General features: G+C 74.6%; 10 protein-coding genes and 1 pseudogene. 6 read left to right on the top strand and 5 right to left on the bottom strand.

Going from position 1 to position 13,577, the window contains the following annotated elements; genetic code table 11:
- Nucleotides 1-10 precede the first annotated feature (10 nt).
- Nucleotides 11-253 carry a hypothetical protein gene (locus ACH4DX_RS26450; protein WP_398119987.1) on the bottom strand — a complete coding sequence of 81 codons (243 nt, stop codon included), beginning with the start codon at nt 251-253 and terminating at the stop codon, nt 11-13.
- A 111-nt stretch (nt 254-364) separates the two neighbouring features.
- On the opposite strand from ACH4DX_RS26450, the gene ACH4DX_RS26445 reads away from it, so the two are divergent.
- A complete protein-coding gene (locus ACH4DX_RS26445; protein ID WP_398157020.1) occupies nt 365-1,192 on the top strand; it encodes a Scr1 family TA system antitoxin-like transcriptional regulator in 828 nt (275 codons plus the stop codon).
- Nucleotides 1,176-1,400: a DUF397 domain-containing protein gene (locus ACH4DX_RS26440; RefSeq protein ID WP_398157019.1), complete on the top strand. Its 225-nt coding sequence runs from the start codon at nt 1,176-1,178 to the stop codon at nt 1,398-1,400. The genes ACH4DX_RS26445 and ACH4DX_RS26440 overlap by 17 nt, the downstream gene beginning before the upstream one ends.
- Here ACH4DX_RS26440 and ACH4DX_RS26435 read toward each other — a convergent pair.
- From ACH4DX_RS26435 to ACH4DX_RS26420, 4 genes are all read right to left on the bottom strand, one after another.
- The gene (locus ACH4DX_RS26435) at nt 1,385-2,029 is read right to left on the bottom strand and encodes a LuxR C-terminal-related transcriptional regulator (protein WP_398157018.1); all 645 of its coding nucleotides are present in this window, start codon (nt 2,027-2,029) and stop codon (nt 1,385-1,387) included. The genes ACH4DX_RS26440 and ACH4DX_RS26435 overlap by 16 nt on opposite strands.
- Nucleotides 1,993-3,315 (bottom strand): sensor histidine kinase, encoded by a 1,323-nt coding sequence (locus ACH4DX_RS26430; protein WP_398157017.1) that lies wholly within the window; start codon nt 3,313-3,315, stop codon nt 1,993-1,995. The genes ACH4DX_RS26435 and ACH4DX_RS26430 overlap by 37 nt, the downstream gene beginning before the upstream one ends.
- Nucleotides 3,316-3,551: 236 nt before the next feature.
- Nucleotides 3,552-4,439: an alpha/beta fold hydrolase gene (locus ACH4DX_RS26425; protein WP_398157016.1), complete on the bottom strand. Its 888-nt coding sequence runs from the start codon at nt 4,437-4,439 to the stop codon at nt 3,552-3,554.
- A gap of 9 nt (nt 4,440-4,448) precedes the next feature.
- The gene (locus ACH4DX_RS26420; protein WP_398157015.1) at nt 4,449-5,480 is read right to left on the bottom strand and encodes an alpha/beta fold hydrolase; all 1,032 of its coding nucleotides are present in this window, start codon (nt 5,478-5,480) and stop codon (nt 4,449-4,451) included.
- Between the two features lie 68 nt (nt 5,481-5,548).
- Between ACH4DX_RS26420 and ACH4DX_RS26415 the strand changes: the two genes are divergently transcribed.
- The 4 genes and pseudogenes from ACH4DX_RS26415 to ACH4DX_RS26400 all read left to right on the top strand — a co-directional run bounded on the left by ACH4DX_RS26415 (nt 5,549) and on the right by ACH4DX_RS26400 (nt 13,354).
- Entirely contained in the window at nt 5,549-9,628 is a 4,080-nt protein-coding gene (locus tag ACH4DX_RS26415) for a BTAD domain-containing putative transcriptional regulator (protein ID WP_398157014.1), read from the top strand.
- Nucleotides 9,625-10,020 carry a hypothetical protein gene (locus tag ACH4DX_RS26410; RefSeq protein ID WP_398120002.1) on the top strand — a complete coding sequence of 132 codons (396 nt, stop codon included), beginning with the start codon at nt 9,625-9,627 and terminating at the stop codon, nt 10,018-10,020. Before ACH4DX_RS26415 ends, ACH4DX_RS26410 begins: the two co-directional genes overlap by 4 nt.
- A 93-nt stretch (nt 10,021-10,113) precedes the next feature.
- Nucleotides 10,114-10,881, top strand: a pseudogene (locus tag ACH4DX_RS26405) (response regulator transcription factor); the annotation flags it as partial.
- A 316-nt stretch (nt 10,882-11,197) separates the two neighbouring features.
- The gene (locus ACH4DX_RS26400; RefSeq protein ID WP_398157268.1) at nt 11,198-13,354 is read left to right on the top strand and encodes a sensor histidine kinase; all 2,157 of its coding nucleotides are present in this window, start codon (nt 11,198-11,200) and stop codon (nt 13,352-13,354) included.
- Nucleotides 13,355-13,577 lie beyond the last annotated feature (223 nt).

Raw genomic sequence — 13,577 nt, 5'->3', positions numbered from 1 at the left:
GGTGTCCCGCCTAGGAGAGCTGCCAGTCGCTCCCGTACCGCTCCGCCTTGCGGCACAGCCAGGAGTTCATCTCGCTCTCCTCCAGCGGCGTCGCCGGACGCAGGTCCTCCACCTTGATCGTCGCCACGAAGTGCGTGAAGCGGACCCTCCTGAGGTCGCCGTCCTCCGACAGCACCTTCCCCGGACCGTAGATGTCCGTCCCCGCGTGCCCCACGTACGCACCCCGCCCGAACTGCTGCCCAGCCGTCTCCATCGTGCCACCTCTCGCTGTGTGTGCGGTTCTCGTCACACTGTGCGGTCGGCGTCGCTACGCTCACCAGTAGGCGCGGGGTGACAACTGTTCTTGCACGTGAGGAGCTTGCCGGTGGCCATTGAGGACAATCCCGAGTCCCGACTTCGGTACGGGGAGGAGCTGCGCTCGCGGCGGGAGGGGGCGGGTTTCACCCAGGAGGAGCTGAGTGTGCGGGCGATCATGTCCCGTACGCACATCGCCCACATCGAGGCCGGCAGGCGGCGACCTACGGTCGAGGATGCGCAGCGTTTGGATGATGTTCTGGGTGCGGGGGGTGTGTTGGTCCGGTTCCTCCCGGCCAGGGGAGAGGGGCTTGCTCCCGAGCGGTTCGCAGAGGCACTGGAGTTGGAGCAGCGAGCTACGGTGATCCGTACGTATGCTCCGAAGCTCGTCCCCGGCCTCCTTCAGACGAAGGCGTACGCGCACGAAATCTTCCGGTCATGGTTTCCCCCGAAATCCCCGGAGGAACGTGACGCGCTGCTGGGCACACGGCTGGCGCGGGCCCAGGTCTTCGATGACTGCAAGTCTCCCGTGGCGTGGTACCTGCTGGACGAAGCTGTACTTCGCAGGCCCGTCGGGGGAGCTGAGGTGATGTGCCCGCAGCTCCGGCACATTGCAAACCTGGGGGAACGCGGGCGAATCAGGGTGCACGTGCTGCCGTTCGCGGTGGGCCCGCACGTCCTGTTGGACGGCTTCGTCACGCTGATGTGGTTCAACGAGCTGCCTCCGGTGGCGTACGTGGAGGGACTGAACACCGGCAGGGTGCTGGAGGACCCGGCCGTGGTGCGTAACTGCCAGACCCGCTTCGAGCACGCGTTGGGCGACGCGTTGTCGCACCAAGGATCGCTTGCGCTGATCAAGACGGTGGCGGACGATTACGAGCATGCTGAGCAATCGTGAGCGGCAGAACAGCCTCCCGGACGCCTCGATCCTGGGGGCGTGGCGCAAGTCGACGTACAGCGCTGGCGACGGTGCGGACTGCCTCGAAGTCAACGACGCTCACCGGGAGGGCGGGGTCCCCGTGCGGGACAGCAAGAACCCCCACGGCCCCGCCGTACTCTTCGGCGCCCCCGCCTGGCACGCCTTCCTGGCCTACCTGTCCAGGTAGGCCAGAACAGCCAGCACCCTCCGGTTCGCGGACTCCGACGGCGGCAGCCCCAGTTTCATGAAGATGTTGCCGACATGCTTGGCCACCGCCTTCTCGGTGATGAACAGGGCCTCCGCGATGCCCGCGTTGGACCGGCCCTGCGCCAGGCACTCGAGCACCTCGCGCTCGCGCGGGGTCAGGGAGGCGAGGGGCTCGTCGCGGGACTTGCCGGTGACGAGCTTGGACACCACCTCGGGGTCCATCGCCGTACCGCCGCCCGCCACACGCGCGATCGTGGCGATGAACTCCGCCCCGTCGGACACGCGTTCCTTCAGGACGTAGCCGATGCCCTCGGAGCCGGTGGCCAGCAACTCGTGTGCGTACAGGGGCTCCACGTACTGGGACAGGAGCAGCACCGGAAGGCCGGGAACCCGGGTACGGGCGGACACGGCGGCGCGCAGCCCCTCGTCGCTGAACGAGGGCGGCAGGCGGACGTCGACCACGGCGACGTCGGGGCGCAGGGTAAGGAGCGCTTCGAGGAGGAGGGGGCCGGTGTCGACGGCCGCGAGGACCTCGTGGCCGAAGGCTTCGAGGAGCCGGGTGACGCCGTCCCTCAGGAGGAAGTGGTCTTCGGCGAGGACAACGCGCACGGCAGCTCCATGGTCATCAGGGTCGGGCCGCCCGGCGGGCTGTTCACGGCGAGGACGCCGTCGAAGTGGGCGAGGCGCCGCTCCACGCCCCGCAGACCCGTCCCGGCGGACACGTCCGCGCCGCCCCGCCCGTCGTCCGCGACGGACACCCGCAGCGAACCGGCCTCGTACCGCAGGTCGATCCAGCACCGCTCGGCCCCGGAGTGCTTCGCGGCGTTGGTGACGAGCTCGGAGACGGCGAAGTACACGGCGGACTCCACGGGCGGCTCGGGGCGGGCCGGGAGTTCGACGACGACCTCGGTGCGCAGCGGGCTGACCATCGCCAGGGAGCGTACGGCATCGGCGATCCCGCGGTCCGCGAGTATCGGCGGGTGGATGCCCTTGACCAGGTCGCGAAGCTCCTTGAGGGCGGCGGTGGAGGATTGCCGGGCCTCGACGAGGAGGTCACGGACGGCCTCCGGGTCGGTGGAGAGCAGGTGCTCGGCGGCGTTCAGGGTCATGCCCATCGCGACCAGGCGGGCCTGCGCGCCGTCGTGCAGGTCGCGTTCGATGCGGCGGATCTCCGACATCTGGGTGTCGACGGCGTCGGAGCGGGTCGTCCGCAGGTGCTCGACGCGGGCAGCGAGCAGCTCGGATTCGGCGGGGGCGAGGAGGGCACGGAGGTAGCGGGCGTGCAGGAGCAGGGTGCGGCGCGGAGCCCAGAGGACGGCCAGGGGCAGGCACAGGGCGCCGAGCGCGCCCGCGAGTGCCGCCGTGGCGGGGTCGCCGACCGGGACGAAGAGGAACCACAGGCCGTCCCACCGGCCGGGCTGCTCCGTGCCCACCGCGGCCGTCCACAGACCCCACAGGCCGGTGAGGGCGAGCAGCGCGGGGCCCGCGGCGATCGCGCCGCCCGCGAACCCGTCCACGTGCACCCAGCGCCAGTCCCGGTGCACCTGGTTGCCCTTGTCGAGGAGCTGGGCGCGCAGGGCCTTGCCCCGTGCGGCGCCCGCGGCGGGCAGCTCCGCGTACACCGCGGGGATGTCGACGCCCGACCACCGCGCGGCCAGCGCCCGCTGCCGGTCCGCCAGGGCCCGCACCCTGCGCTCCGTACCCGGAAGGAGCTTCGCGCCGAGCGGGCCGCGCAGCACCGAGGACACCATGACGCACCACAGCGACAGGCAGAACGCGCGGTGGGCGAGGCCCCACAGGGTCAGGGTGCGGCGGAACGCGGTGAAGCCGCTCGTGACGGCGGCTCTCGCGGGTACTGCTCCAACAGCTCTGTCGGCTTGTCGTGTGCTCTTCATGCCGTCATTATCGAAAGCCGCACCTCCGCGGGGCAGTGGAGAAAACTCCCCTCTTGGCGTCGACCTCCGCACCGGCGCCGCGCTCGGTCCCAAGACCCCGGGCGCGTAACCCAGCACCGAGATCCCGGGCCGCACGGGCAGGCACGCGCCGGCATGCGGGCGCACCACGCGGCGCCGGCGCGTCCCACGGCCACCGCCGGTACCAGCCGCTTCACGCCCCGGCGGTGGCCGCCACGTCAGCCGATTCCGGCGAGCCAGTCCCGCACCGCCGCGTTGAACTCCTCGGGCCGCTCCACGTTCGGCAGGTGCGCCGCCCGCTCGACGACGCACAGCCACGCGTCGGGCAGCGCCTCGGACAGCGCCCGCGCGCCCGCCACCGGCGTGTACGTGTCGTCCCTGCCCACGACCACCAGGACCGGCACCCGCACATCCGCCAACCCGGCCTCGTAGTCCGGGCGTTCGGCACGCGCCCGCAGCGCCGCCGCCGCGCCCCGCGGCGACGACGCCAGCATCATCCGCCGCACCCGCTCGGTGGCCTCCTCGTTGTACGAGGCCACCATCTTGTGCAGGACCTCGTCCGTGTACCCCCGCATGCCCTCGGCCAGGAGCCGGTCCGCGAGTTCGTTGCGGGCCACCTTGCCCTCGGGCGTCTCGGCACCCGCCGAGGTGTCGGACAGCAGCAGACCCGCCATCCAGTGCGGGAAGCGCGCGTACGCGTCGAGGACGATCTGGCCGCCCATCGACACGCCGCCCACCACGCACCGCTCCACGCCCAGACGGTCGAGGAGCGCCTCCAGGTCCCGCGCGAAGTCCCCGAAGTCGGCGATGGGCGGCGCCTCCTCCACCGCCGAATCGCCGTAGCCGCGCAGATCGAACGTGATCACACGGCGTTCGGCGGCGAACCCGGCGACCTGCGCGTCCCAGGCCGACCGGTTGAAGGGGTGGCCGTGCACGAGCACCAGGGGGATGCGGGAAGCACGGCCGTGGGTGCCGTGCTCGTCGCGGTCGCCGTGCTTGTCGTGCTCGGCGTGCTTGTCGTGCTCGGCGTGCTCGGCCTGCTCGGCGTGGTGGTCGTGGTCGTCGTAGGCGAGCTGGACTCCGTTGCTGAGGTGCATGGTTGGCATGCGCCCAGACTAGGCGGGCGCCTCGCCGTACCCGCGGGCGAGGAGTTCCCGCAGCGCCGCCGTGACCTGCTTCGGCGCCTCCTCCGCCATGAAGTGTCCGTACGGCACCGTCCGGTGCGTGAGGTGCGGGGCCCACCGGCGCCACAGCGCCTCCGCGTCGAAGCCGAGCGCGGCGCCCCAGTCCTGCTGGAGGACCGTGACCGGCATCCGCAGGGCGTTCCCCGCGCCGCGGTCCGCCGCGTCGTGCTCCACGTCCGCGTACGCCGACGCGCGGTAGTCCGCGACGATCGACGGCACCGCCTCGCGGCACGCCCGCAGATACGCGGACCGCACCCGCGCCGGTATCGCCTCCGGGGAGGTCGCCCACAGGTCCAGGAAGTGGCCGAAGAACGCGTCCGGGTCCGCGGAGATCATCCGCTCCGGCAGGCCGGGCGGCTGCGCCATCAGGAACAGGTGGAAGCCGACCGCGGCGGTGGTGCCCCGCATGACCTCCCACATGTCCAGGGTCGGCAGGACGTCGAGTGACATCAGGTGTGTCACGGCGTCCGGGTGGTCGAGGCCCGCCCGGATCGCGACCAGCGCACCCCGGTCGTGCCCCGCGAGCGCGAACCGCTCGTGGCCGAGGGCCCGCGCGAGCGCCACCACGTCCGCGGCCATCGTCCGCTTGGCGTACGTCAGCCCGTCCGCCGCCTCCTCCGGCTTGTCGCTCGCCCCGTAACCGCGCAGGTCCGGGCAGATCACATGGTGGTCGGCCGCGAGGTCCGCCGCGACGTGCCGCCACATGAGGTGCGTCTGCGGGAAGCCGTGCAGGAGCACCACGGGGGTGGCTTCCGGGTCGCCTCCGACGGCCGCGTTCAGCTGGATGCCGCCGCCGGTGCCGCCGCCGGTGCGGTCGCCGGTGCGGTTGCCGGTGCTGTCGCTCCTGCCGTCTCCTGCGCCGTTTGCCGATCCGACGGTCACGCGGCGGTAGGCGAAACCTTCGATACGGGGTTCGTGCTGACCGTGCTGTTCGTGCTGGTCAAGCTGTTCGTGCTGTGTCATGGCCCCAGCCTGCGCGGCGCGGATCAGCAACGGATCAGTACGGCGGACTCGGGGGGTACGTTGAGGGGGTGCCGGAGGTGGACGAGGACCCGCGGGGCGCCGGGCCCCTGACGTTCGAGGTGCTCGGGCCGCTCGTCGCGCGCGACGCCGAGGGGCGGGCCCTCGACCTCAAGGGCCCGCGGCACCGGGCCGTCCTCGCCCGGCTCCTGCTGGCCCGCCGCCGCACCGTCCCGGTCGCCCGCCTCGTCGACGACTTCTGGGCGGACCCGCCGCCCTCCGCCGTCGGCGCGATCCGTACCTTCGTCGGCGACCTCCGCAAGGCCCTCGAACCCGACCGCCCCCGGCGCGCCCCCGCCCGGCTCCTGGTGACCTCGGGACCGGGCTACGCGCTGCTCGCGGGGGACACGGCGGTGGACGCGTGGCGGTTCGACGCGGCGGTGGGGGAGGCGGGGCGGCTGCTGTACGGCGGGGGCGGGGGTCCCGGAGGTGCCTGCGCCCGTACCTCTGCTGGTACCGCCGTCGGTACCTCTGCTGGTACCGCCGTCGGTACCTCTGCTGGTACCGCGGTCGGTAGCTCCGCTAGTACTTCCATCGGTACCGGTGCTGGTGCCTCCATCGGTACCGGTACTGGTGCCGCCGCCGACGCGGCCCTCGCGCTGCTCGACGGCGCGCTCGCGCTGTGGCGGGGGCCCGCGTACGCCGAGTGGGCGGAGCAGGACTGGGCTCGTGCCGAGACCGTGCGCCTCGACGGCCTTCGGCTGCTCGCCGTGGAACGCCGCGCCACCGCGGCCCTCGCCCTCGACCGCCCCGAGGAAGCCGTCCTCGACCTGGAACCGCACGTCGAGCGGCACCCCTCCCGCGAGGACGCCTGGGCGCTCCTCGCCACCGCCCTGCACCGCGCGGGGCGAAGGGGCGACGCCCTCGCCGTACTGCGCAGGGCCCGCGAACGGCTGGCGCGGGAGCTGGGGATGGAGCCGGGGGGTGGGTTGCGGCGGGCGGAGGGGGAGATTCTGGCGTCCGGGAGCGGGTCCGCGTCCGGGTTCCCGTCCGCGGCCGGTTCCAGTTCCGCGCCCGCCGCCGGTTCCGCGTCCGCTCCCGTGAGCGGTGGCGGAGCGGAGGCGTCACCGCGCGGGGACGTCGCCGTGGGCCGGGGGCGCGAACTGTTCGGCCGGGAGCGGGAGTCCGCCGATCTGGACGCCGCCGCCCGCGCCGCCGTACGGGACTGGCGGTTCACCCTCGCGCTGGTCGTCGGGGACGCGGGGGCGGGCAAGACCGCCCTCGTGCGGGACCTCGCGGGACGGCTCGCCGACGCGGGCTGGACCACGGCGTGGGGGCGGGCGTCGGAGCAGGGCGGGGCGCCTGCCGGGTGGCCTTGGGGGGAGGCACCGGGAGACCTGGAAGCCGTGGGGGGCCCGGACCGTACCGGCCTCGGTGGGGACGGGAGCCGGTTCCGGCGGTACCGGTGGGCGGGGGAGGAGATCGTGCGGGTCGCCGACCGCGGACGGCCACTGCTCCTCGTACTCGACGATCTGCACTGGGCCGACACGGAGACCCTCGAACTGCTCGCCGCCCTCGCGCAGACGCCGGTCGAGCGCGCCGTGCTCGTCGTGGCGACGTACCGCGACACCGACACCGACGCCGGTGACGGCGTGCGCGAGGTACTCGGGCGGCTCGCCCGCGCCGAACCCGTGCGCGTACGGGTCGGGCCGCTGCCCGAGGACGCCGTGGGCGACCTGGTCCTGGCCGTCTCCGGGCGCCCGGTCGAGCCCGCCGCCGTCCGCACCGTGCACCGCCGCAGCGGCGGCAACCCCTTCTTCGTACGCGAGATCGCCCGCCTGTACGCCACCGAAGGCCCCGCCGCGCTCGACCGCGTCCCCGACGGCGTACGGGACGTCGTCCGGCGCCGGACCGGGGCGCTGCCGCCGCGCGCCCGCGCCGTGCTGCGGCAGGCCGCCGTGCTCGGGCCCGACGTCGACCTGGAGGTCCTGAGCCAGCTCGTCGGGGACGAGGACGCGGTGCTTGAGGCGGTCGACGCGGGTCTGGGGGCTGGGCTGCTTGTGGAGGTCGGGGTGGGGGTGGGGATGGGTGCGGGGGCGGACTGGGGTGCAGGAGCGGGTGCGGTCTCGGGGGCGGACTTGGGTGCGGGAGCGGGTGCGGGTGCGGTCTCGGGCGCGTACGGGGGTGTCGGCGCGGGTGTGGGGTCGGACGCGGGTTCGGGGGCAGGGGCGGGTTCGGGGACGGGGACGGGTGCGGACACGGCGGCCGGGCGGGTCGAGTTCGCGCACGCGCTCGTGCGCGAGGCGCTGTACCGCGGCCTGACCGGGCCCCGCCGCGCCCGGTTGCACACCGCCGCCGGTGAGATCGTCGAACGGCTGCGGCCCGGCGCCGTCGAGGCCGTCGCCCACCACTACGTCGCCGCGGGCACCCGCCAAGTCGCCTCTCGCGCCGCCGACTTCGCCACCCGGGCGGCACGGCGCGCCGAGACCGCGTTCGCCCCGCACCGGGCGGCCCGGCTCTGGCGCGCGGCCCTGGACGCGTACGACCGTGCGGGTCCGCCGGGGCGGCTGCCCGCCGTCGGCCCCGGGGGTCCCGGGGGCGCCGGGGGACCCGGTGGCCGGACGCGGCTCGGGATCGTCATGGGGCTCGTCCGCAACCTCGCCGTCACCGGCAACCTCGCCGAGGCCCGCAGGTACCGCGCCGACGCACTGGTCGACGCCGAGGCCACCGGCGACCCCGAACTGACCGCCCGCGTCATCGGCGCCTTCGACGTACCCGGCATCTGGGCCCGCAACGACGACGAGGCCCTCTCCCGCCGCATCGTCACCGCCGCCCTGCGCACCCTCGACGCCCTCCCGGACGACGGGACCCGCGCGCGCCGCGCCACGCGGTGCCGGTTGCTGAGCACCATCGCCATGGAGACCCGGGGCACCCGCACCGGCATCGGCGCCGCCGCGGCACGGGAGGCCGAGGTGCTCGCCCGGGCCTTGGAGGAGGACGGGTTCCCCGTGGACGGCGGGTCCTCGGGGGAAGGCGGGGAGGGTGCGGGCGGTGTGGGTGCGGGTGAGGGTGGCGCGGGGCCGGGGAGGGGCAGCGCGGGCGCGGGTGAGGGTGGCCCGGGCGAGGGCGGCGCGGGCGCGGGCAGGGGTGGCGCAGGGCCGGGCGAGGGCGGCCCGGGCCCGGGCGAGGGCGCCGCGGGTGCGGGCGAGGGCGGCCCGGGTGCGGGCGAGGGTGGCGCGGGCCCGGGGGAGGGCGCCGCGCTGCTCGCCTTCGCCCTGAACGGGCGTTTCCTGCACACCTTCCACCGCCCCGGCCTCGCCCCCGAACGCGCCCGCATCGGGGCGGAACTCACCTCCCTCGCCGCCCGCCACGGCCTCGTCGCCTTCGAGGTGCTCGGGCACCTGATGCTGCTCCAGTCGCACGCGGCGCTCGCGGACTTCGCCGCCGCCGACCGGGCCGCCGCCACCGCCGACCGCCTCGCCGAGCGGCACGGGCTGCCCCTGGTGGGCGTCTTCACCGACTGGTACGCGGCGCTGCGTGCCGCCGTGGCCGGGCGGGCCGCGGAGGCCGAGGCCGGGTACCGGGCGGCGGCGCGGCGAATGCGGGGTTCGGGGATGACCGGGATGACGGGCATGCCCGGGATGGTCGGCACGACCGGGATGGTCGGCACGACCGGGGCGCCGGGTGCTACCGGGGTGCCAAGTGTGACCGGGGTGCCGGGTGCGAGCGGTGTGGCGGGCGCGGGCCCCGAGGGCGGGCTCCTGGAACTGGCGCTGCTGTGCCTGCGGGTGCAGGGCGGGGACGCGGAAGCCGAAGGAGACGGCGCCGAAGTGGGGAGCGGACCCCTGCCCGGGGACCAGCTGCTCGAAGCCCGGCTGTGTCTGCGCGCACGCGCAACCCTGCGGTCCCCAGCGGCCACCCCCGACGACCTGGAGGCCCGCTACCGGGAACTGCTGCCCGCGTGCGGCGAGCTGGGCGGCGCGGGCAGCGGGGTGCTAACCCTCGAACCGGTGGCCCGGTACGCGGGACGGCTCGCGGAAGCCCTCGGCCGCCCCGCCGCCGCGGCCGCGCACCACCGGCAGGCCGACGCCCTCGCCGACCGGGCCCGCGCACCCCACTGGCGGGACCCGGATGCGAGGATGCGCCGGTGACCCCTGTGACGTACATCCGGTTCGAGTCCCCCGAGTTGCACGAACGCGGGCTCCGCCCCGGTGTGTTCTTCCTGGTGAACCGGCTCGCCCGGGAAGGCAGGCTCACCGCGGAGCAGGAGCGGTTCCGGCGCGCCACCAACGACTGGTACGACACCGCGTACACCACGCCCTCGCACGTGGACCCCACCGTCTACGACGCCGAGGTGAACCCGGGCGCGGTGGCCTGGTTCAAGTCCTCCGCCACCCACCTCATCGAGCGCGTCCCCGGCTACCTCGACATCCTCGCCGCCCACGGCGTCCCGTGCCGCACGGTCCACTCCGCCGACCCGGGCCGCGTCGTCTACGAGGACGACGTACAGATCGTCGTCGTACCGCACGACCGCAAGCCGTAGGGCACGCGCCCGGCCCCCGGCCAGTTGTGTGATTCCTGTCAGGGCGTCTCCGCGGCGGCCGTGGACCACGGCGGTCCACTTATGCTCGGGCGCATGTGCGCATGTGTCCTGGTCGCGGAGGACGACGAGAAACAGGCCGACCTCATCCGCCGCTATCTGGAGCGCGAGGGGCACACGGTCGGCGTCGTCCACGACGGCCGTGCCGCCCTGGAGCAGGTGCGGCGGCACGAGCCCGACCTGCTGATCCTCGATGTGATGATGCCGGAGATCGACGGCCTCGGGGTGACCCGCGTGCTGCGCGCGGGCCCCCGTCCCGGGGAGTTCCCTGCCGCCGGGGCCCCTGGGGGCCCTCCCGGTACGAGCACGCTGCCCATCCTCATGCTCACCGCCCGCTCCACCGAGGACGACCTCCTCCTCGGGCTCGACCTGGGCGCCGACGACTACCTCACCAAGCCCTACAGCCCCCGGGAGCTCATGGCCCGCGTACGCACCCTGCTGCGGCGGGCCGGCGGCGGCGTCCACCAGCCGCAGCAGCCGCCGCCGGACCCGGACGCCCGGGTGCTGCGGGCCGGTGGCCTCGTCGTGGACGAGCGGCGGCACGAGGTGACCGTGGACGGGCGCGGTGTCGAGTGCACGCCCGGCGAGTTCGAACTCCTCGCGGTGATGGCCGCGGAGCCGGAGCGGGTGTTCACCCGGCCGCAGCTCCTGGACCGCATCCACGGCTCCTCGGGGTACATATCCGCGCGCACCGTCGATGTGCACGTCCTGAACCTGCGCAAGAAGATCGAGGCCAATCCGCGCAGTCCGCGCCGCCTCGTGACGGTCTTCGGGGTGGGGTACAAGTTGGTGGCGCCGGCTGAGGGGGAGGGGTCCGCCGGGGCGGAGGGGTCCGCCGGGGCGGAGGGGTCCGCCGGGGTGGAGCGGTCTTCTGGGGTGGAGCGGTCCGCCGGGGTGGAACCGTCCTCCGGGGCGGAGCGGGCCTCCGGTGGGGAGCGGTCCTCCGGTGGGGCGGCTCGTCGTGGGGCGTGAGGGGCGGTCCCGTAGCGGGGGAGGGGTTGGTGTCGAGGCCGGGGCTGATGTCGGTGCCGGTGCCGGGGCCGGGGCGTCGCGTGGTCGCGTACCCGTACGCAAGAGTCTCCTGACCCGGCTGCTCGTCGTCTCCGTCCTCGTCTCCGTCATGTCGATCGCCGCCACCGCCTGGCTCGCGGCGCAGACCACGTCCGGCGCGATCCGGCAGGAGCAGGGGCAGGTCCTCGCCGACGACGCCCGCATCTACGACAAGCTCCTCGACCTCGCGGCGACCCGCCCCAGCTGGCGCGGCGCCGACCGGGCCGTGCGCGACCTCGCCGCAGGGACCGGCCGCCGGATCGCCCTCACCACCCAGGACCGCAAGGTCATCGCCGACTCCGCGGGACCGGCGCCGAAGCACGGCGCCCGGCTCCCGGCGCGCGCCTCCGCCGTCGTGGACCCGCTCGCCGTCGACTCGACCCTGGCGGCGGCGAGTTCGCGTACGGCGCGATCCGGCGCGGGCGGGTCGGGTACGGGCGGGTCCGGCGCGGAGGGCGGGCTCGGCACCGGCACGGGCAGCGACGCCGTCGACCGCATCGACCCGCGTGCCGTCGGCCCCTTCCGGCTGACCGCGTCCGAACGCAAGGGGCTGCGGCAGATCACGGACAAGGCTGTCAGCTGTCTGCGGGAGCGCGGCGTCGACGCGAAGGCCGTGGAGGGCCCGAACGGCCGCCCGTACATCACGTCCCCCGACGACTCCGAGGTCCAGTTCACCGAGTACGGCTGCGGCCCCGGGTACGTGGGCGGGCTCACCCCCACCGAACGCAGGGCCCTCGACAAGGTCAACAAGCTCGCCGAGGCGTGCATGCGCCGCAAGGGGGCCGAGCCCGTGAAGCTCGGCCTCACCGTCAGCCGCGACGGCGCCCCCCGCCTCTACCAGGCGTACGTCCCGCCGAGCGCGCCCCAGCCGATCCCGGCGGCCACCCCGCGAGAAGAGGTGCCGAAGGGCGAACCGGCGATGGATGAACCGGCGATGGGCGAACCGGCGATGGGCGAACCGGCGATGGGCGAACCGTCGATGGGCGAACCGTCGAAGGAGGGGGCCGCGAAGAAGGAGGCGGCCGCGCGGGAACAAGCCGCGAGGGAGGGAGCCGTGCGGAACGGGGCGGCGAAGGACGAAGCTACGAAGGACGAAGCCGCGAAGGACGGCGGGGTCTACTCGTCGCGCCTCGACGAAGGGGCCCGCAGCGCGGAGGACGTACGCCGCCAGGAGCAGACCGACGCCGCGCAGGCCGTCGCCGCCAACTGCGTGGACAGCGCCCGCCGCGAACAGCTCGGCCCGTACGTGTCGTCGCCCGCGCTCCTGTTCATCACCAGCCCCGACGGCTCCCGCCCCTCCGAGAGCGGCTTCCAGCTGTCCGGCGCCAACACCGCGCGCCTGGTGGGGCTAGCCGCCGCGGTCCTCGCCGTCACCGTCGCCGCCACCGCGTTCGCGGCGACCCGGCTGACCAGGCCGTTGCGCGCGCTGACCATGGCGACGCAGCGGATGAAGACCGGCGAGGCGACCGAGCCGGTGCCCGCGCGCTCGGCCGGTGAGATCAGCCAGCTCGCCGCCGCCTTCAACGACATGGCCGCGCACCGCAGGGCGCTCGAGGAGCAGCGCAAGGCGATGGTCAGCGACGTCGCGCACGAGCTGCGGACGCCGCTGTCCAACATCCGCGGCTGGCTCGAGGCCGCGGAGGACGGGGTCGTCGCCACCGATCCCGAACTCGTCACCTCGCTCCTGGAGGAGGCCCTGCTCCTCCAGCACATCGTCAACGACCTCCAGGACCTCGCGGCGGCCGACGCCGGTACGCTGCGGCTGCACCGGGAACCGGTGTGCGCCGTGGACCTCGCCGAACAGGTCGTCGCCGCCCACCAGGCGCGCGCCGACGCCGCCGGGGTACGGCTCACCGCCGTCGCGGACGGTGACCCGTGGCTGACGGCGGACCCCCTGCGGCTGCGCCAGGCCATCGGCAACCTCGTCTCCAACGCCATCCGGCACACCCCGGCGGGCGGCGAGGTGACGGTCCTGTGCCGGCCGGTGGACGGATCGTCGGTGGTCATCGAGGTCGCGGACACCGGTACCGGCATCTCCGCCGAGGACCTCCCGCACGTCTTCGACCGCTTCTGGCGGGCCGACAAGTCCCGCACCCGCGCCACCGGAGGCAGCGGCCTGGGCCTGGCCATCGTCCGCAACCTCGTCCAGGCCCACGGCGGCACGGTCCAGGCCGACAGCACCCTGGGCAAGGGCACGACGTTCACGGTCACGCTGCCGGTGACGTAGGGGGCTGGGCTGCTGCGATCCAGCCCGTCCGGCGTTTGAGGAAGAGCGCGTGAGCGCGATGTGGGGTGCGTGGCGCGGCGGCGGTGTTCTGCGGGCGGGCGAAGGTTTCAGCCCGTCCGGCGTTTGAGGACGAGCGCGCAGCGCGAACCGCCACGCCCACCCGGGCGCCGGGGGGCATCCGCTCAAGGCCAGGGGCCAGCTTGGCCGGACCCGGCCACGGCGG

This window comes from Streptomyces sp. NPDC017940 (genome assembly GCF_044328435.1).
Taxonomy (GTDB): Bacteria; Actinomycetota; Actinomycetes; order Streptomycetales; family Streptomycetaceae; genus Streptomyces.
This window is presented reverse-complemented; position numbering and strand designations above follow the sequence as displayed.